The sequence below is a fragment of the uncultured Williamsia sp. genome, from assembly GCF_947494875.1.
GTDB lineage: Bacteria > Actinomycetota > Actinomycetes > Mycobacteriales > Mycobacteriaceae > Williamsia_A.
In genome coordinates this window covers 267,906-288,428 of the sequence record NZ_CANLWM010000006.1, presented here as the reverse complement: position 1 = coordinate 288,428, position 20,523 = coordinate 267,906, and the positions used below count along the sequence as shown (strand labels likewise).

Annotated in this window: 13 protein-coding genes; 6 read left to right on the top strand and 7 right to left on the bottom strand. The window is 56.8% G+C overall.

Annotated features, from left to right (window positions below; all coding sequences use genetic code 11):
- Positions 1 to 44: 44 nt before the first annotated feature.
- The gene (locus Q1A98_RS15665; protein WP_366943468.1) at positions 45 to 1,988 is read right to left on the bottom strand and encodes a hypothetical protein; all 1,944 of its coding nucleotides are present in this window, start codon (positions 1,986 to 1,988) and stop codon (positions 45 to 47) included.
- Between the two features lie 1,195 nt (positions 1,989 to 3,183).
- On the opposite strand from Q1A98_RS15665, the gene Q1A98_RS15660 reads away from it, so the two are divergent.
- The 4 genes from Q1A98_RS15660 (at position 3,184) to Q1A98_RS15645 (ending at position 10,262) form a co-directional block, all read left to right on the top strand.
- Positions 3,184 to 5,406 carry a sigma factor-like helix-turn-helix DNA-binding protein gene (locus tag Q1A98_RS15660; protein ID WP_299575218.1) on the top strand — a complete coding sequence of 741 codons (2,223 nt, stop codon included), beginning with the start codon at positions 3,184 to 3,186 and terminating at the stop codon, positions 5,404 to 5,406.
- Positions 5,403 to 7,550 (top strand): DEAD/DEAH box helicase family protein, encoded by a 2,148-nt coding sequence (locus Q1A98_RS15655; RefSeq protein ID WP_299575216.1) that lies wholly within the window; start codon positions 5,403 to 5,405, stop codon positions 7,548 to 7,550. Before Q1A98_RS15660 ends, Q1A98_RS15655 begins: the two co-directional genes overlap by 4 nt.
- Before the next feature lie 184 nt (positions 7,551 to 7,734).
- A complete protein-coding gene (locus Q1A98_RS15650; protein WP_299575214.1) occupies positions 7,735 to 9,792 on the top strand; it encodes an AAA family ATPase in 2,058 nt (685 codons plus the stop codon).
- A 53-nt stretch (positions 9,793 to 9,845) separates the two neighbouring features.
- Positions 9,846 to 10,262 carry a hypothetical protein gene (locus Q1A98_RS15645; RefSeq protein ID WP_299575212.1) on the top strand — a complete coding sequence of 139 codons (417 nt, stop codon included), beginning with the start codon at positions 9,846 to 9,848 and terminating at the stop codon, positions 10,260 to 10,262.
- A gap of 5 nt (positions 10,263 to 10,267) precedes the next feature.
- On the opposite strand, the gene Q1A98_RS15640 is transcribed toward Q1A98_RS15645, so the two are convergent.
- From Q1A98_RS15640 to dndB, 5 genes are read right to left on the bottom strand one after another with little or no spacing between them, the layout of a single operon-like run.
- On the bottom strand, positions 10,268 to 11,725 hold the full coding sequence (locus Q1A98_RS15640) for a DNA phosphorothioation-associated putative methyltransferase (RefSeq protein ID WP_299575211.1): 1,458 nt from the start codon (positions 11,723 to 11,725) through the stop codon (positions 10,268 to 10,270).
- A complete protein-coding gene (gene dndE / locus Q1A98_RS15635; RefSeq protein WP_299575209.1) occupies positions 11,722 to 12,120 on the bottom strand; it encodes a DNA sulfur modification protein DndE in 399 nt (132 codons plus the stop codon). The genes Q1A98_RS15640 and dndE overlap by 4 nt, the downstream gene beginning before the upstream one ends.
- Entirely contained in the window at positions 12,117 to 14,087 is a 1,971-nt protein-coding gene (dndD, locus tag Q1A98_RS15630; RefSeq protein ID WP_299575207.1) for a DNA sulfur modification protein DndD, read from the bottom strand. Before dndD ends, dndE begins: the two co-directional genes overlap by 4 nt.
- Positions 14,084 to 15,622: a DNA phosphorothioation system sulfurtransferase DndC gene (gene dndC, locus Q1A98_RS15625; protein WP_299575205.1), complete on the bottom strand. Its 1,539-nt coding sequence runs from the start codon at positions 15,620 to 15,622 to the stop codon at positions 14,084 to 14,086. Before dndC ends, dndD begins: the two co-directional genes overlap by 4 nt.
- A complete protein-coding gene (dndB, locus tag Q1A98_RS15620) occupies positions 15,619 to 16,776 on the bottom strand; it encodes a DNA sulfur modification protein DndB (RefSeq protein WP_299575204.1) in 1,158 nt (385 codons plus the stop codon). The genes dndC and dndB overlap by 4 nt, the downstream gene beginning before the upstream one ends.
- Positions 16,777 to 16,864: 88 nt before the next feature.
- Here dndB and dndA point away from each other — a divergent pair, with 88 nt between their 5' ends.
- Both dndA and Q1A98_RS15610 read left to right on the top strand, forming a co-directional pair.
- Positions 16,865 to 18,058: a cysteine desulfurase DndA gene (gene dndA, locus Q1A98_RS15615; RefSeq protein WP_299575202.1), complete on the top strand. Its 1,194-nt coding sequence runs from the start codon at positions 16,865 to 16,867 to the stop codon at positions 18,056 to 18,058.
- Positions 18,059 to 18,218: 160 nt separating this feature from the next.
- Positions 18,219 to 19,124, top strand: coding sequence for a hypothetical protein (locus tag Q1A98_RS15610; RefSeq protein WP_366943467.1), 906 nt, complete (start codon positions 18,219 to 18,221; stop codon positions 19,122 to 19,124).
- A 765-nt stretch (positions 19,125 to 19,889) separates the two neighbouring features.
- Here Q1A98_RS15610 and Q1A98_RS15605 read toward each other — a convergent pair.
- Positions 19,890 to 20,477 carry a DUF6642 family protein gene (locus Q1A98_RS15605; RefSeq protein WP_299575201.1) on the bottom strand — a complete coding sequence of 196 codons (588 nt, stop codon included), beginning with the start codon at positions 20,475 to 20,477 and terminating at the stop codon, positions 19,890 to 19,892.
- Positions 20,478 to 20,523: the final 46 nt, after the last annotated feature.

The following is a 20,523-nucleotide window of genomic DNA, read 5'->3' as shown; positions in this document are numbered from 1 at the left end:
TCTCGGCAATCGATTCTCGGACTCAATATCTAAAGTAAAAGAACCTATTCCACCGAAGCATCATTCTCATCGAAGGTAGAAGGCTCATCCACTTCATTTTCTGGGTCGATCACCGACTCCTGAGAAGCAGACAAACTCGAAAACCACGCCTCCAATTTTTCCTCATCTAAATCAAACCATTTTAAAAGTGCCTCTCGAATCTCACGATTCGCTTCCCGCCGCGCAAGCTCCTCTCGATTCTGCAGATTGAGCTCCGGGCGTGTAGTCCGCAACGCCTTCTGCTTCTCTTGAGTAACATAAGCCACATAAGCGCTTCGTGCCTCGTCTCTCAGAATTTCGAGCTTGTCGCGGCGAATGAGACCAGTCAGATGTTCCTCCCCAGCCGGACACGCGAAAATTTCTAGCCAAAAATACCTGAACTGTACTGCCCTCGGCATATCCATGTTCGCGATAAGGTTAAGCGGCCACTTCGGTGAATTAGAAGCTCGCTTCGATAGAGCCAATCGTCTGTCGTACTTTCCGTGAGTTCGACTGTTCATCCAGAAATTAACCGTCGAAGCCAGGGGAATGGCTAGCTCCTGGGGAGTTAGACCATCTTCGCGGGCCACACAGAATAAGCTTGCAAACGAGAGCGCAAGTCCAAGCTGGCACGCGTGTGTATTAACCGCCTGATAGACCCGGGCAGCATCGTCCTTCCGCGACGCAGAACCAAGAAGCTCTTTTGCTCGCAACTCCTCAAATTCAGTCTGCCGCACCGCGATAAGCTCCCACGCTCGCACGACATCCGGCTTCTCAGCTGTAGAAGAGCGTCCAGGAGCTGCGACGTTTTCTTGCCAGTGCGTCGCAGCCTCACGCAGAGTCCAGAACATCCCTACGCCGCCGAAAACTGCATCGAATGCCAACGACGAGATTGCGTCATCGGCGATCCAATTTTGCTTTAGCACCCTAAGAGCTTGGGCGTGAGCCCGATAGGGGTGGATTTCGCTCAGCAAAGTTAGCAGGGAGAAACCCCATGTCTCCATAAATCGGGCCGACATAGGTTCGACAGCCGATTCCGGGAAATCCGCATTTCCAAGCGAGGTTCTCGCGAACTCTTCGCTCTCATCGACGACTGCCGGAAATAGCGTCTCGACATCGAGCTGCATCCGCATGAATGTGTCCATTTCATCCAACGGCTCTCTTCGGCCAATCTGTGCCGTCATATCATTGATATATTTTGGCGGACCAAATACTGCCCTTAGGACCATGAGCTTGAGTGCGTGAATATTGGTCATCGCGGACCATCGTGCGGACTGGGTTGTCTTAGTATCGGGGTTGTCGTACTCGATTGAATAAAGCGGCAGGAACCCGCCTCCAGCATCGTTCCGAAGTGTTGACAGCGCCGTCCGAACAAAGATATTAGACAGCTGCGTGTCCGACAGAAGAATCAGGCGCGACTCGCTTGGCGTCCGCGCCTCCTTATTGACATCGACGAATAGTTTTCGCGCCGCTTTATGTGGTTCATGCCCGGGTCCAAACATCTCGGGGAACCACACAATAGTTACTGGCACCTCGAGATCACTGACAGACGCGCCGTCGCTGAGCATATCCGTAATAGTGGACTCGTAAAAGTACTTATATCGAGCCCCCCGGGTCCCTTGCCATGCCGATCGCATCGTTCGATCTACCGCTAACAAGGCCATGGCGCGATGTTGACCATCGACAACGACCAGGCGAGCAAACTCGGAGTTCCAATGAACCTCTCCCAGCGGGATCGGATTAACCTCGCGAGAGCCGTCAACGAGAAGCCGACGCATCTTGACGGCGTCACCCGCCACACTCTCATCCCAGTCTAAACCTGAATCTGTGACAGAGCCGACGTTGTCTAATACGGGGAAAGAAGATGGCCTCTGATACTGAAACGGCAGAAGAATCGCCAGAATTGGGGGAAAGAATGCGGGACCATTTTTGGCCGGATTCAGTAGATACGGTACGAGATTTATGGCCACGCGATGATCGTCAAGGTCCCTCTGCAAAAGCTGATTAAAGTCGAGGTCCTCCGAAGGAATGACTTCGCGGAAAGGAACTAGATGTCGAGTGAGACGCCGTTCCGGATCAGTAGCGTCCTCCCCCAGCCGAGCCTTGGTCATAAGGTAATCAACTCGACCGGCCGGCGTTGCGAAGGTGCCTAAAGTGCCCTGAACTCGCTCTTGAAACGATCTAGTATTCTTAGCGCTTCCGATACCCACGTTACTTCCTTCCGAGCGCAGGTTGAAATACTCGTTGCAGGATCCACTCGGCAGCCTGTGCAACCACGCGCGCAGGCATTGCTGCACGAGTTTCCGCTGACCGATCAGGCTCGTGAAGCTGGGCTTGCAGTACCCAGACCTCCACAGAATCGAGTGTCAGCCCACAACCCGCCAATCTCTCACCAAACGACTTTCCCTCGAATTGCATGTGCGCACTCCGAGTCGGGTCAGAACGAATTGCGGCCTTTGCCGACTCGTAGTCACGCTTGTGCTCACCAAGACGCGCGCGAAGGTTGGTGGCAACCCCAATGTAAAGGGGTGTAGCGAAAATTGGCGGAGCTGCGCGCATCAGGCTGAGCAGGCGCTGCCTAGAATCGGGGTCCTCCATGACGAAGTCCATCCGCGCTCCCAGCAGCGACGACGCTTCACCGGCGCGAGCATCTGTGACCGCACCTAAGTGAAGCGTTCCCTCCCACCTCAGATCGTAGGTTCCAGAACCGACTAGCTCGATCGGAGGCGGACGATGAGCACTGGCGTACTTCGATAGGCCTCGGTGGAACGCCGAAGCCGCCGCATCCGATCCATCGACCAAGTTCGGACGCCAATCATTCACGCCTAGTGGCACGTGCGCATACCACGCGTAGATTCCGGGCCCTGCCGGCGCCAGGTCCGAGTTCAGTGCCGTGAACCGCTCTGGCGCGTGCGCTGGCTGAGAAGAGTTAGTTGCCATCCGTCTAGACCGTACCGCGAGAGTCCGTTTCAGATACACGCTTCCGGTGTAGCCGTAGAGTCAACCGCGTGTGCGCAACCAAACCGAGTGAGCCGAACCAATCGTTTAACCCGGCGCCAACCCGAGCCCAGCCGTTGATACCTCTCGGTTGACCAGTTGCGGGAGCACTCCGTTCCCCCGCGGTTCGCGCCATACCTGCACTACAGGAAGTTGAAGAACCGATCTATGTCCCTGGCAGCTGAACGAAACGAGGACACTCATCCTCAAACGTGGGGGGACGCGTTCCCATGGCTTCCCGGCGTCATAGAGGCTGACCAACCCAACGAGATTTCCTGGTCAAGCGAGCGGCTGGACTCTGTCGACCCGGCCACGCGGCAGCAACGCATGGCAACCGTCGTCGAACTAGCGATGGAGCGTCTTCCACGGTGGACTGTCGGCCAGATTTTTCCTGGGCTCTCCCCGGACGTCCAGCTCCTCAAGCTTAACCTCCCAGCTCGGGCCCTCAATGCCTTTATTCGATTCGAAGCAGTTACTACTGAGCAAATTCTAGGAATTTCTATAGAAGAGTTGCTGGACTGGCGCCAAATAGGCGTCGGAACTGCGGAATCGATGTTTCGCGTGCTGGCCGAAATTTCCACGCGTCAGCCAACATCGGCGGTTAGCGATACCGTCCCAAGAAACGCGCCGACCGATCGCCGACGCCTAGATGATGCGAATTTTATTGCAGATTGGGCAAAATCGCTCATTGATGACCTAATCTATGCTTCACATTGGTTTGCGACTATCGGATTGCCTGAGAGGGAACTTCTCGGTGATCCGTTTCCTCTTGGAACACCGGCCCGAATCGTGGACGCAAGAAAGCGAATCGAGCAGCTTACTGCCAAAGAAGTTGTTGCCGACAAACCTGTCGCAGACGCTGCTTCTCTTATTGACCAGACATTACTGCGTCTCGACTCGCGGGCAATAGAGGTGCTCGCGGCGCGTCTGTTCGCCGACAAACCTATGACCCTCGATGATATCGGTCACCAGCACGGCGTTACCCGAGAGCGCATTCGTCAGATTGAGGCAAAAGCTCGCGGCACACTGACTAGTGCAGTATCAGAATCTGCTCCACTGGCCGCTGTAGCGAAGACGGTGCGGGGAATGACGTCGACAATTCGTCCGCTTGACGAGATTGTTGATCTCCTTCCTGCACTTGGATACACCGTTCCCCAATTAGGTCAGCCAGCTTGGAGGTTCTTTGACCGACTTGACGACGCGTACGAGATCGAGGGCGACTGGTGTGTCGTTCCCACCATTAATGCGGTGCGCGAACTTACCAACACACATTTGCAGGAACTCTCAGATCCATACGGAGTCGTCGACTTGAAGACGATTTCAATAATTGAAACACAACACGCGTCTCGCAGAGCGGCAATAAGTGCACGCTGGCTGTCGGAATGCGGGTATGTCGTCTACAAAGATTATGCCCTAACGCGCACGTCGTCCGTAGGTGACTATGCTGCTGCGATCCTATCACTTAGCGGACGACCACTCAGTGCTCAGGAAATAATCGAAGAGTTCACGCATGAACGAACACTCGGTGCTCTGCGTAACGCGATGGGCCTAGATCCGCGGTTGGAGAGGGTTGATCGCGACAAATGGGCGCTGAAAGAGTGGGGCTTGGACGCTTACGGGGGGATCCGGTCCCTGATTACGGAACAAGTTGTCGCGGGAGGCGGCCACATCCGTTTGTCGGAAATTGTTGAATCTATCACACGTAACTATAGCGTCAGTGCTAATAGCGTGGTCGCCTACGCGTCCGCACCTCCATTCAGTATTAAAAATGGATTTGTCCAGTTTGGCGACTCAGATCGGATCGCTCGTAAAACGCCCACAAATACACGTCGACTTTTCAGAGTAAATGATGGATGGGCGTATCGGGTTCAAGTCACCGCGGACCATCTTCGTGGCAGCGGCTCAATCGCTCCCAGGGCGGTGGCGACATTGCTTAGTTTGAACGCGGGAGAGATGGTTCAACTTGAATCTCCACTCGGACCGCAAACAGTTACATGGACAGGAATACAACCCAGCTTCGGAACCATCCGGCGGTTCCTCCTGGCCGCGGATGCGAAACTTAACGCAGAGGCATTTCTCGTTCTTGAGGAGTCAGGCAGATTCGGTTTCAGACTCGCCCGAAGTCTGGTCGGCGAGCCCCTTAAAGATGCCCTCACCCTTATCGACGCCGAACCTTTTGGCGATATCGAAAGCGCTCGATTATCTCTAGCGCGGGCTGTTGAACTTCCCGACGACTCTCCCATGGATAGCATTATCGGGGCTTACCGGGAGCGTGGGGACGAAGATATCGCGAAACTTCTGACGGATGCGCGCCATCTTTTCGTGTCCGCAACGGAAGCTGCAAGAGTTGATGTCGATGTTGATGTGCACGAGATTATGGATCTCCTATGACCTCAACGGAGAAGAAGACGAAGCCGGGGCTTCGTGACCTTCCACTAAATGCTCGCTATCGGAGCAACCGCGGGGACGTTGTCAAGGACTTCTATTTGCCCGCTTTCCGAGTTGCTTCCACTTACTCGCGAGCGGTGGGATATTTTACTTCTACTAGTTTGGCTCTCTACTCACGAGGGATCGAGAAATTCGCGAGAAACGGCGGTCAAATGCGTCTCATTGCTTCGCCGAATTTGACGCAAGACGATGTTCTCGACATCGAGCGCGGTTACAGCCTCCGCGACATCTTGACACGGGCCACAGAGCGGGTCTTGAATTTGGAAGATGCGGCTTCGGTATTGGATGGGCTCGGGCTTCTTGGTCGACTAATTGCCGATGAGAAGCTTGATATCAAGCTCGCGTTCGTGAGACACGAAGGACGCATCGGAATATATCATGAAAAGCTTGGCATATTTCGAGACCCATCAGGGGACCTGGTCGCGTTCACAGGCAGCAGCAACGAGACGGCGGGCGGACTGGTGGCGAATTTTGAGTCGATCGAAGTGTATCGGGGGTGGCTCGACGGCGACGGGGAACGCGCGGCTAGTTTGGAACATGACTTCAACACTCTGTGGGCAAACAATACGCCTATGCTCTCTGTCGAGGACTTTCCCGAAGTTTCTCGAGATAGATTGATCGACTTAGGAAAAGAGAGGAAATACATCCTTCCAGCAACCGCCGATGCTCTAGCATTCCCTGCTTCCGACGAAGACTCTCCGGAACGCTTTGCGATACCCGAGGCCTTAAGGATCCGCGACTATCAACGCAAGGCGGTGGACGCATGGTTCGCTGAGCAAGGTCGCGGAATCTTGAAGATGGCGACAGGCACCGGCAAAACTAAGACATCGCTGATAGCCGCGTGCAAGCTTGCAGAAGCAATTTCGCAGCAACGAGAAGAGCCTCTTGTGGTGTTAATTGTTGCACCGCTTCAACATCTAGTCGATCAATGGATGAAAGAACTGCGTGAATTCGGAATACGCGGAATTCCGGTATACGAAGCGAGTCGCGCATGGCTGCCCGTGGTAGAAGAGCAGCTCACCCAGATGAGGCTCGGTCTCCGGCCGCTCGTAGCGATGGTAGCCACCAACAAGTCATTTTCGGGCGATAAGTTTCAGGCAATCATGGACCGCATAGGTCAGCCGTTTCTCATCATCGCCGATGAGGTACATAACCTCGGATCGGCGTCGTTGAGGTCAATGCTGCCAGCTAAAGCCACTTATCGACTGGGTCTTTCAGCAACACCAGAGCGTTGGAACGACGATTTGGGGACAAGCGCGCTAGTCACATACTTTGGAAACGTGCTTTTCGAGCTCGGACTCGATCAAGCGATTCAAATTGGCGCGCTTTGTAGGTATAACTACCATCCGCGTCTAATCACCCTGGACGAGGCTGAAACCGAGCTTTACGCGGAGCTTTCAGCAAAAATTGCCGTACGTATGGCTGCTGGCGAGGAACTGGGGGCTGCAGATCCCGAATCCATGCTCGGACTGCTTCTTCGCAAACGAGCGGGAGTACTGGGGCACGCGGCAGGCAAGTTGGCCGCGTTGGCCGGTGATCTGAAAGCTCACCGCGACGCCTGGTTCCAACTTGTCTATTGCGCCGAGGGTGCACGGCCAGCAAACACAGGTGAGCCCGACGGACCTAATCAACTGCGGGAGGTCACCGACTTGATCGGTAACCAAATGCGACTCACCGCACACGTCTACGTCTCCGACACACCAAGAACCGAACGAAAAGAACTACTACGACGATTTGGACGGGGCGACGATCTTCAGGTGCTGATCGCGATGCGTTGCCTAGATGAGGGGGTCGATATACCGGACGCACGTACTGGCTACCTGTTGGCAAGCAGCAGTAATCCCCGACAGTTCATTCAGCGTCGCGGACGTTTGCTTCGGAAAGCCGACGGAAAGGAGCGAGCGGAGATTTTTGACTACTTGGCGGTTCCCAGAGACGGCATACCCATAAATTTCGAGCTCGAGCGCCGTCTGCTCGTTCGTGAACTGTCGAGGGCGAACGAGTTTGGAAAACTTTCGCAAAACTACGAGGAGACATTGCGGGTTCTTCGGCCATTAAAAGAGCGCTACCAACTTATGGATATGTGAGGTTATCAACAATGAAGGACCCAATGTCAACGGATGATCGCACTGAGGAGCAGGTAGTGCAGGAGCTGTCTCTAGTTGAGCGGCAGCTTCTCAAGAAAGTTTTGGAAATAGAGCGATCCAAACTTCACGTTGCAAAGTATGAAGCCACTGAAGATCTGTTAGCTGCCGTCAAGGAGGCGCTCCCGTGAGACTCTTGTCAATCGAGTTGAATAACTTCAGACAGTTCAAAGGCATTCAGAGATTCAACCTCGAGTCAGACACTGTTAAGCCCGTGAACTTGATATTTGGCGCGAACGGCGCAGGAAAAACGACCCTTCTGAACGCGTTTACATGGGCTCTTTACGGGGAGTTCTCGGACGATGTCGAGCAACAACAACAGTTCGTAACGAACACTGTCTGGCAAGCCGCCCGCGTCGGCAGTTCCGTCACAGCTCATGTAGAGGTCGTTTTCGACCACGATGGTGAGCGCTTTCGTCTGTTGCGGCGAGCGACTCTGTTCAAGGATAGCGAGGATCAGAGCCGAATGTCACCCGACATTCAATTATGGAAAACTCGGCTTGACGGTACAACTGATACGGTCCGAGCCCCCCAGGAACGCATCCTATCGATCCTCCCACAAAGCATCAGCAGATTCTTTTTCTTCAACGGTGAAAGAATTGAAAAGCTGGTAGAAAAGAGTGCATATAGCGAGGTCCAGCAAGATATAAAGGTCCTCCTGGATCTAGAACAAGTAGAGCGTGCGATATTGCATTTGCCAAAAGTTGACAAACGATTTGCGGCTGATATTCGTAAGCATGGCGGCGATAAAGCCAGCGAGATCCAGTCCGCTATTGACGACCTCCGGGATCGGGAAGCGGCACTTAACGAAGAGAATAGGATCTTAGAAGCGGATCTCGCCGTGCTAGCCGACGAGAGAGAGAAGGTGACCGATCTTCTTAGGAAGCACGAACGAGTTGCGCCCATTCAGCTCCAGCGTGATGCCACCTCGAAGGCGCTTGGTGAATCGCGTCTGGCACTCAACTCTGCGCGCAGAGAGAAGGCGAATCTCCTCGCTACGCGCGGGTTTCTCGCCTTCACCGAGGATCTTGGCGCAGCCACCAACGCAATGGCGACGTCGCTATACGAGAGGGGCGCTCTCCCCACACCCCTTAAGCGCGAGTTCGTCGACAAACTCCTGGTCGAGGGTGAGTGTATTTGCGGTACAACGCTTCAGGTCGGCACCGGGCCATGGGAGAAAGTTACTAGCTGGCGACAGCACGCAGGGTTACAAGCCGTTGAAACAGCGTGGCAGAAGCTCAGTGCTCAGATTGAACCGATGGACTCTGCGCGGGGAGATTTCGAGGAAAACTTAGGTCGTCACGTGAAACAAATCAGTGATCTTCGATCCCAGATATCGGACCTTGAGGAGACACTGTCGGAACTCGACGGAAAACTCAAAGGACCAGGGCTTGAGGACGTGCAAGCTCTGGAGTCCAAGCGTATCGATTTAAATGAACGTCATTCGCTGAAGCAGCGAAAAATCGGAGCAGTAATTCATGACTTGGACACGATCAGCAAAGAGATTGAGCAGAAGATAAGAGATCGTAAGAATGCCGAGGTCACAGACCACTTGGCGGCGAAGGCGCGATCCCGATCCGACGTTGTTCAGAATGTAAAGCGAGCTCTCGAGGAGATTCTTGAGATACGTGCAGAGCGGATGCGTCTACGTCTAGACTCGGAGTTGAAGTCAATATACCGCGGCATCACATACAAGAACTATGTCCCGTCGCTAAGCAGTTCCTTTGAGCTCAACTTGCACACGATTGTGGACGGCGTGCACCTACCAGTGGGTAAATCCACGGGAGAGAACCAAATCTTGAGCCTGAGCTTCGTCGCGGCAGTTTCCAAAGTCGCGCGCGAGGTTCGGAGCGAGAGCCGAGCCGAGGGCGATCCAGGCCCCGACTCGGGAACCTACCCGATTGTGATGGATGCGGCGTTCGGCTCTCTGGATGAGAACTATCAGGAAACAGTCGCCCGGGCGCTAGCGCAGCTTGCGCCTCAGTTGGTAGTCCTGGTAAGCAAGAGCCAAGGCTTGGGAAAGGTCGTCAATGTCCTTGACCCCTACGTCAGCAACCTCGGAGTCATCGAGGCACACAGCAGTCTCGCCGAAGCTCGTGAAGAAGACATCTTGCTAAGAGGAAATTCTTACCCGTATATCCGATCCGCCGAGGATGACTTCGCATTACTAATGGAGATCTCATGAGTTCAGTTCCTTCCGACGTTCGCATACGCAGACCCCAACAGCACGAACGTCTGATGAAAGAGCTGCAGGAAGATGCCGGCTTCGGCACCTTTCGCGACATACTGCTTTTAGCTGCAGGTATAGGTTTCCACTTCAACCGCCGGGCGTCCTACTCCGATGCTGCTGGTGATCCAATCCGTTATGAGACAATGACCGCACCTGTCCATTCCGAGGCGTTGATAAATATGATTGCAGCGAATATAGTTGGCAATGATCCTGAAATTTTGGACGCCCCGAGGCTGGAAGAGCGTGTTCGCATTTTTGAGGAGTTCGCGAACGGCGGTCTAGATGTGATCCAGGAGCAGGTTAACGTCCGACACCTCACGGCGGATCTAGTTGTTGATGCCCTGATTTCAGAAGCGCTTGCTAGCGGCGGAGGTGCTGCACCGGCCAGTGTTGATGAACTCCTCCGAGGGGTTAGCTGGAGCTGACGGAGCTACCCCGGCTCCCACGGCACCAATTTGTGACCACGGTGCGTCAACCCAGCATTCTTTAGAGTGTCAAGCCAACCCAGAGTCGTTCCTATCTTCTCTGGAGTACGGTACAATCCCGCCTGGACTTCCGCTCGCGTAAGACGCGAATAGAGTGGACGTCGTGGGTCATCTGATCCGAGGAACTCCTCTTTTCGGTGCAGCAACGGCGGATTCTCGGAGCGAGAGTAGTCACGCCACTCGACGCTCAGGCGACGAAGGTTTACCGTCACGGACGATTGCAACCGTGGATGGGGATCGCGATCAAATTCCGGATAGGTCAGGAAGGAAATCTGAGGTTCGACAACCGATAACTTAATCATATTCGCACTCGGGACTGTCCCTGCCAACACGCGCGCGCAGCCCTCGTACACCTGAAGAACGGGCGAAACTTCCGGCATTGCTGATCGATGTACGTAGAGCGCGGTCGGTGTCTGTTTGCCGATCTTGGAACCACGTGCGTTGACCTGGAGCAAAGCTTGGTCGCCACACGCGAGTAGTAAGCGGTCCGCCTCGAGGCACGCACGTTGGTACGTCCCGAAAGTCGCACGAAGATCACCAGCGAGGGTGTTGTCAAGCTGACCGAATTTCGGTCGACGCCCAAACCTCGACAATGCAACGTACGTAAGAAGCTCGGCCCGACGATGCTGCGCTACCTGTTCCCAATGTTCATCGTCCGTCACGCGACGAATGAGCCGCTGCGCTTTTCCAACTCCGCCGATCGCTTCAGTTAGTGCCTGCACCACGTCGGGCGCTAGTTCGTGAGACTTCGGAGGCCTGGCATGATGGTTCATGAATTCCAGAAGCGGTTGCAAAATTGTCTCGTTCGCCGCGTATTGGTCTTGCGAACTTATTGTGATCCGCGGACGATAAGAGTACACCCGCGACGCGAGGAATCGCTGCGCCAACGACTCGTCCCGGATGAGGTAGAATATCCCGGGCGCCGCAGCGTAAGGCTTTACATCACTAGCCGACTCAATCCATTGCGCAAGTTCAGCTTGTTCGTAGAATTTCTGAAATGTCCCATTTCGTGTGAGCACCCCGTCGCCCATCGGTCGGCCCGAAAGGCCGCGAGCGTCCCACACCATTCGAGCGGCCACAACAAGGACTTTTTCAGTTAATGACCATGCTCGATTTAGTACGTGTACTCGCTCAAGAGGGTCTTCGATCACATTAAGCACAAACCCAAGGTTCACCACCTCGGCCGGCCGCGGTTTGACATTCGATCGGTGGGTTGGGTCCCAGCCTTCGACAAGGTAGCCCATCGCGGCCAGATAGCGAATGTCATCACCTTTACCGCAGCCGTAGTCGAAAAGAGTGCTTTCCTGACCGATTAGACCGTCCGCAATGGCGGTAGCGATCGGTCGTGACAACGAGCTGCGGCTGAGCGCAGTCTTGTGGCGCGCAATACGCATTTCGGTCATGCAGAAGCAGGTTGTTCAGCCAGCCCCAGACTTGCTAGTCCGGCGACATCCGACACCCGTGGGTCGCCGACCAGGTAGCCGATACCGCGATGAAGATGAAGCCGAAATTGTTGACCCAGCGTGTCGTCATCGAGCTCCAGCCCGTCATTTCGTGCTCGTAACCGAACGAGCGACCACAGCACATCACCAAGGTCCCCACCAAAGGTTCGCCAACTCATCTCGACGTTGCTGTCGAGAGTCAGTCGAATGATCGGCGGCGGCGCGGGTTCGGCGAGTGATCTGCACAGGGCCCAGCGGCACAGAACGTTCCACTGCTGCACCCCAGTACGACGCTTCAACGTGATCAACTGATCTCGCGCCTGTTGGTTAACTCGCACGTGTTCGATCGGCATCATTGCTCCCAAAAGTATCCGTCGCGAACGGTCGTGGCATTTCTGTCGCCATCGAACTTGAGGTGGTAGCTACGCCCGACCTTGGGCGCGATCCGCCGGTAGGCGTCCTCGTCAATCTCGGTGTCAGTCGACAACAGGACGACCTGATGACTCGCATGCGGAAAGTACCGGTCCATGAGGTGACCGCGATGCGATGAATCGAGTCGCCCTAGCGGTGTGTCGATGACGACTGGAAGGGGCTGTCCGGAGGCGCGCGCCAACCCCCAGAGAAGCGCGACAGCCAATAGCTGGCGTTCGCCTGCTGACAGGTCCTTCGCTGGAAGCGCGTGGCCGTCAGCGCCGGTCAGCGAGACCGTGTAGTCGTATGGATCAATCCGCACCTCGGTCACGAGCTGCTGCTTCCTGAGGAGCATTCCAAGGGCTTCGAGAACCAGGCTCGAGATCCTCTCGAGGTGGCGAGTAGTCGCCGCCACCCGCAGTCCTTCGAGGGTCTGCCGGACGCGATCGACGTGGTCGACTAGACGCCGATCGTCGTCCGCGGCGAAATTTGCGTGCGCCGCCTTGTCGAGGGCCGCTTCGTAGGCTTCAGCACGCTTAATCCTTTCGGATCGCGCAATGCCGGCTACTCCGGTGGCAAGGTCAGCGGCAGCTTCAGCTTTCCGAAGGCCGTCTCTGGTCGCCTCGCGCACCCGGAGGAGTGGAGCCAACGCTTCAGGGTCAGGTATCGCGACCAGTACCCGCTCGGCCTGGTCGAGATCGGTCTTCAAGGCCGACCGACGGTCTATCGCAAGCTGCAGACGCCTCCTTGCTTCAGGAATCGACCCGCTGCGCAGCCCATCGACGACGGCGTAGCTGACTAGGTCCCCAACCTCGCTGATGCTGGCCGAAGCCTCTCGCCGAAGCCTGTCCGCCTCGAAATACTCTCGTATGGTTGCGATGGCTTTCGAGTTGACATCCGCACCCTGCAACTCCTGCACCACAGCGTCGTCGCGGGAAGCCAGCTCGTGAATTAGGGCGGCGTTCTGCCGCGCCACCTCCTCGTCTCGCGCCTGGTTGGCCAGTTGGAGCATTAGTTCGTCAAGCTGCAGAAGCGGCGAAACTTCTGATAACTCGTGGCGAATATCGTCCTCGCACTGAGTCAAACTTGCCCGCACCATTGCGGATTTAGCTTCGGCACTTTCGCGTTGCTCGAGCAACTCACCACCCGCCGCGCGGTAAGCCTCAGTCGCTTCATGGAATAGCTTCTTCGCTCGTTCGAGATCGGAATGCCGATCACGCTCGGCCTGGGCTGCGGTCTCTTCCGACTGCCGGCTCAGGGTGACCGCCTGCATTTTTTCTTCGACCTCTTGACGCAGGCCCTCCGGAACGTGTTCGCCACGATGACGACGCTTGAGAACCGACAGGTCAGTCGCTAAACGCTCCACGAGATCCAAGCCGAGGAGCGCTGCTAGAGCCGAAGCGAGTACCTGACGCGACCTGTCTAGGTCTGCCAGAGCTTCGATTTGCTCGCCGTCGAAGAAAAAGAGCCCTGTTATTCCACGCGGGAGAAACGTCTCGACATGTTCGTTCCAAGTCGATGCCAAAGATGGGTGGTGACGTCCGTCCACCGACACCAGCAGGATTTCGCGAAAGGACTCCGACTTCCAACTACGCCGAATCCAGTAAGTATGCTCTTGCCCCTCTTGATGGGCCGTAAACGTCAATTCGACAGCGGCACCCTCGCTGGCCGGCACACCGCGGTGAATCAAACCGCGGATATACTTCTCGTAGCTACCAGCCCGCCGGCCCGCTTGATGCGCAAGAGACCCGTAGAGCGCCAGCTGAATAGCCTCGAGAATTGTTGTCTTTCCCGCTCCATTCAGCCCACCTACAAGCACGATCGGCTTGGCAGCAGACGGAGGCGTCAAATCGATGGCTTGGCGTCCAGCGAAAGTACCGACGTTGTGCAGGACAAGCTCGTTGAGAATCACAGGCCCGCCTCAGGAACTGGCCGAACGTAGCCATCAGCTACGTCGATCACATTGGGCTGATCATGTTCTGACACATCGGAGTTAGCGCGCTCCGTCGCCGCCTTACGGTGCTGCGCACGCTGTGTGGCGTCGGCCTCGTCGTCGTAGAAGCCCCGTCGCATCGCTTTCTCGAGCGACTCGAACAAGCCAGCCCGGCGTACTTGCGCACGATGCCGCTGCTCGATATCCAGCAGCTCTCGGACAAGTTCGAAATGGAGCCGGTCGTCCCCGGCTACCTGACGCAGCGCATCGATCATGTCAGCGCCAAGAGGCAGGTGCTCGTCGAGCTTGCCGCCCGGGTAGACCTCACCCATAGCGGATTGGTAGATCCCCGGAAGACTGTCCTCGAACTCGTGCTTGTCCACCACCCATATCCGACGAATTTCTTCGAGCTCAGCGAGGGTGATGAGATCCAGCTTGTTTACGTAGTCTGGACCGTTCTTCCGAATCCATGCTTGGGCCTCCAATAGTCGCTTCAGCCAGTCCTCGCGCGCACTCTGCTTGTAAGGGCCAGGGATTGGTCGGTCGTGGAAGAGCTGCACAGAGCCGTTCATTCGGCGGAAGTCGCGCAAGTGCCGATCGTCGGCGACGTCCAGCGCGTTACGAAGATCAAGAAGTGGAAGCATCCATTCCTTCTCTTCGTCGTTCTGTATCATTGCGGCCATGGATTTGTCCTGCTCGACGAGAGTGCATGTCCAGCAGCCGAATCGGCTGTCACCACAACTCGGTGTGGTGGAGTCCACGACCAACGGGCACTCGCCGTCAGCAGATGCGCCCTGATACATGGTGAGAAGTTCCTTGTTGGAGTAGCCCCACGGGTTGGGTGACTGCATCAAGAAGGTCCACACATCATCGTTCGACCAATCCTCCACTGGTGAATAAACCAGTGCATTGGGAAGTGAGTCATTAGGACTCAAGAGGTCGCGCATACGTCGTGACTGCAGCGCTGCCATCCGCGCATGGCGACCCGAACTCTCTGCCTTCCGCGTGCCGAGAACAAGTATCGCCTCGCCGTGAGACCGCACCATCTGACGGATGAACGTGTTGGAGGGTTTGATCTTCAGGCGCTCCGTGCACCAGCGAAACTTCGGCCGAGGTGCCGGATAACCGCGACCAATGAGGTTCACCCAAAAGGTGTCAGTGACTGCCGGGGTCAGACGATGGGGTGTCAGCGGGAGCGACCTCTCAGCCGCCGCTTCAGCCATGACATCCAGCGAATGGGTCACCCACGCGGCGACGACTGGGTTCTCCACCAGGGTGTCGGTGCTTATGACGTGTACGGGCTTTGTGCGCTTCTCAGGGTCGAGGCCTTCGAGTGCGAGCCAGACGAGCTGAAGCGTCGCGGTCGAGTCTTTTCCCCCCGAGTAACCGACTACCCAGGGAACACCGTCAGCAAGATATAGCTGCTGCGTCTGCGCAACGAGCGCATCAACTGAGCCCTTGAATCCCAGGTCGTCGAACGCCGACCTCGGTCGAATCGGAAGCTTGGTAGTCACTTGTTCTCCCCTCGATTGAATGCGTCTTCTGCGCGTTGTTCGTCTGGGGGCAACGGCATGCCGAGTCGTGTTCGAATGTAGGCGGTCGTCAAATCAACATTGCGACGGCTCTTACTCACATTTCCACCGGACATTGCTCGGCCTTCCCACACTTCGCGATTGGCGCGGTGCCAGTCGATACTTTGCAACTTGTCGAGTCGGCCCACCCAAGATTTCGGATCAGGAGACTCCCGCAGCAACGAGTTGCCCACACGTCCGAGTGCGTGAAGCACGATGCTGTGCGTGTGGATGAAATCCCGACGTACCTCGCCAGCCGTCACGTAGCCTCGGTACACCTGCTGCCAAAGCGGAAACTGACGTGCAACTGACTCCCAATACAGGGATGCAAGCTCAACCCGCCTGGATTCCGAATCGTGCTCCACGTCTTCGAGAAGTGATCCCGTTGCGGTATGGATTGCAGAGAGGGTGAACAGCTTCCGCGATCGCTGTGCGAGACTACTGCTTTCCATCTCGGTGACGTCCCGCAGGAAGGGCGTCCGTGTCACGACGGTGCGTGTCAGCTCAGCCAGAGGATCCCGGTGGTCGTAGAGCACCCCAATCGAAGGGGCCGGACGAATAGCGTGTCGATTGAGATCTGCAAACATCTGCTGACAACGATCCAACTCGACGTCGACGAACATGACTATCGCGATCGTCTCGTCCCCGATATCCGGATTTTCAGTAAGCGCTTGTTGTATCGCCGCCCGCCGGTGCTGACCGTCGTTGATTACGAAGGTCGCAGACATTGGGATGGTTAGCGTTCCGACACGAGCAGCGGGGCCGGTACCGTCAACGATTGACTCGAATCGAACTTCGGCGTTTACACTTGCGGTGAGCGCGGAAAAAACGTAGGAGTCTGGATTCTCGACAATATACCGGGCAATTTCAGGAATTCGGTTTCGATTAAGTGAACGTTGTGCACGCATCTCGGGCGGAAGCTCTTCCTCGTTGAAGAGAAAGAGCCGCGGGATGATTCGCAAGGGGCACATCGTGACGTAGTACTGACGACCAGCCTGAACACCTCGAATGGCCGGGAAGACGTACTCGAACTCTCCGGCGCGCGAACCAGTTCCAGACATTGCTGGCGTCGTCGCAGCCGCCCCGTCTCCGGTCATGCTCCACTCCTATCATGTTCGGACCACACATCCAAACATCTGCCGAACTTACCCGAACACGACCCATACAACGCGGTAGGATCCGAACATGACCGTAGCGAGCGACTCCGACACGCGGGCAGATCTGTCCACAACCCCCTCTCGGCCTGCGTATCTCGACCACAACGCAACGACTCCGATGGACGAGCGAGTGGCCGCCGAGGTGATGCGGTTCATGACGCTGGAGTTCGGCAACAGCGGCAGCCGAACGCACACATTCGGTCAAATCGCCAAAGAGCGCGTGAACCGCGCACGTGAGGAGGTCGCGGACGTCGTAGCTGCGAACTCCGACGAGGTCACCTTTACCAGCGGAGCTACTGAGAGCAACAACCTCGCAATCTTGGGGCTCGCCGACCATGGTCGGCGGACGGGACGCATGCACATCGTGTCGACAAAGATCGAACATAAGGCGGTTCTCGAACCCCTCGAGCAGCTCGCGAAGTCTGGCTTCGAAGTCACCCTGGTCGATCCCACAGAGGGCGGGTGGGTGTCGGCGACCGACATAGCTTCCGCTCTTCGGGGCGACACGCTACTTGTATCGATTATGGCCGTAAACAATGAAACGGGCGTCATTCAGCCTGTTGACGAAGCCGCCGACCTTCTGGCAGATCATGAGGCGTATTTCCACGTCGACGCAGCACAGGCCTTCGGCAAGCTGATCCACCCGTTGCGTCACCAACGTATCGACTTGCTGTCACTATCGGGCCACAAAGTGGGCGGACCAAAAGGGGTCGGAGCATTGATCGGCCGGCGCAGAGGATACAAGCGCCCACCCCTCCAACCGCTCATGTTTGGCGGAGGCCAGGAGCGCGGACTACGGCCCGGCACCCTTCCCGTCGCATTGATCGCTGGACTCGGAATGGCATCCGCACTGGCATTGTCTGAGCACTCCCAGCGCGAGTCAGCAGCGATGGCGATTAGAGAAGCCCTCGCAGACGCCCTCATCGCACTAGGGGCCGAATTCAACGGCGATCTCGGCCGGACGATCGCCACCACGCTCAACGTCTCCATTCCGGGCGTCGACTCCGAGGCTGCAATCGTGGCGCTGAAGGATGTGGCCGCGCTTTCCAATGGCTCGGCATGCACATCGCAGAGCTACACATCGAGTCACGTCCTGACAGCAGCCGGATTGCCACAATCGAGAATCGACGGGGCACTGCGACTCTCCTGGGGGCCGCTTACAGATGCGGTCCCCATCAACGCGATTACGGAAAGACTCGCAGCGATCCAGGGTGGTCTATAGGTCGTGACCGTGGCGCGACTTGAGCGAGAACTCGCTCCCACGTCCTGGCGTGAGATCGACCGAACCGGCAGGCGGTAGCGTAGAAGCACGGCTCGACGGACTCCCCGTGAGGGCATGTCCCCACCGCACGACTTGTTTCGTGGTTCCTTGGGGACGGTTCTTGACACTGCTACGCAGGACTGCGGACGAGCTCGGCGTTGCTGACCCGGACTCGCTCGTCGAGCAGTTGCTGGGACAGATGCTCATCACTCGCGGATACCGCGCCTCGCCCTCAGAGCAGCAGTCGTGGCGGCGGAGTCTGCCGGCGCTCGCGTCCGACCTGCGTTCTGCCGGCCTCGGAGACGTCGAGATGCTCATCCACCTGCCCCTCACATCGCAACGCGCCGACGTCGTACTCGCCGGTATCCATCCAGCGACTGGGCAGGCTTCCTACGTCGTCCTCGAACTCAAGCAATGGTCGGCAGCGACGATGTTCGAGGGCGATCCGGAGCTCGTGACGGTTCCCGGGATGAACGGTGGTCCAAAATTGCGTCCGGTACGGCAGGTTCAGGGCTACTGCAGCTACCTCGCGGACTTCGTCCGGGCTTTGGCGGATCAGCCGGATGCGCTCGCAGGTGCGGCGTACCTGCACAACGCGACGAACACCGCAACTGTTGCGGACCTGTCCGCAGTGCCGGTGTCGACGACGGGACGGTTGTTCACCGGCGCGGCTCTCGGCAAGTTCATCGAGTTCCTTCGTTCCCGGCTCGCGCCGGCGTCCGGAGCAGCGGCTGCCGACACCCTGCTCCGCTCTGCCATCGCACCATCGCGGCAGCTGCTGAAGGTGGCAGCCGATGAAGTGCAAATTCGCGAGCGCTTTAATCTGCTCGGCGACCAGCAGGCCGCTGTCCAGACCGTTCACCACGCCGTTCGCAAGGCACGCGCCGGCAACCCGAGTTTCCGACGCGCGGTTCAACCAGCTCGTCCGCAACTTCTACAAGGTGCTGCTCACAGGAGGGATGAAGGGGTGCGTCATCGACGCCACCGATCCTCAAACTCGAGAAGCACTGCATCACCTCACAACTGAATCGGCCCACTGCCAACAGCTTCGGCCCGACAAACTTTCCGACGGACATGCCTCCACCCGACGCGACCTCACCAAGAGGCGCTCGTGTCCGCGCTAATTTTCACCAGGCAACGGTGCGGTGGTCAGAACAGCAGACGTTAGGACGCCGTGGTGCGCCGTGCTGCTTGGCAGGTCGGCAGCGAGGGGAACGCGCGAAGAAAATGAAAAAAGCTGGCGGCTGGGACTGCGACAGGAAGGCACGTGCTGCTACTGCATGGAAACAGTATTCGACGCGGCCCACTAGCGTGGCGATTCTCGTAAGGGCTCCACCCGAGAAGCGTTGTCCTGCAACCACAACTACCAGGTCGCGATGACCTGATTGAACCGATTGCCGGTCGAACACGAATGAACGCGGTGGACGGTGTCGCTCCACTCATACCCATTTCCCGAAGGCAACGTCTGCCTCATCGCGCCTTGCCCTGCGAGCGAGGTCCGAACGTCTCGGTCAAAAGGTCAACCAGTTCGTGCGCAACGTCCGCGTTGACCTCGATTACCTGACTCGGCTTCGGCGAGGAGGCTCGGCTGTCCGAGCCGTACGTCGAGATCTTAAGGACAGTCCCATAGTAATCGTCGTGCGCGACAACCCAGGTCGCATCAACCTCGGACTGAATCGGCCGAACCACGCCGGTGCCACGAGCCAGACTTCTCACTAATGCCATAGTCCCCACGGTAGGTGGACACCCGGACCACACCCGTAGAGCCCTCATGTCGGCCATGCACACGTGCCTAGTAACCCCAGTCGGAAGCCCATGTCGCGGTTGCGACACGGAAGCCTAGCCGGGAGGCCAGCTCTCCGTAGCCTTTGACGATCGATTTGTGAGCCATTTTTGGACTAGAAGTAGTCGCGATAGTTCCAATATTTACGAGTTCGAAGGCGGCAGATTCGAGCCAATCCACCTCTTCTGTATAACCCATAACGGCCTTTGCGCCAGTTCGCTTGCAGAACGCCTTCAAAGTTGAGTCGTCCGCTTTAAGCACACCACATGAAGCGAAGTAGATCACACGATCGTCGCATTTGCCCTCGAGTCGCTGGGAAAGCTGCTCCAATCCGACGGCAACGTCACCAACGTAGAATTCGTTAGGCGAGCCATGAAACCCGAGGTATAGAGTCGTGTATCCCTTAAACGCTTTGTGGTGGGACCAGCGATCTAGGTGGCGCCAAAGCTCCTGCTCGGTGCAGACATCACGATGGACGACGTCGAAGTATCCGGACTTCTCTAGGACTCGAAGTGTCGGTTCCACACTGATGCGGATCGCGGGATCATCCTCATCCCATTCACCTTCGAGACATAGCAGTCCAGGCGTTTTTGGCACGGTAGCCGTCCTCCAGTTCACTATTGACCGATGACGCAACGTTAGC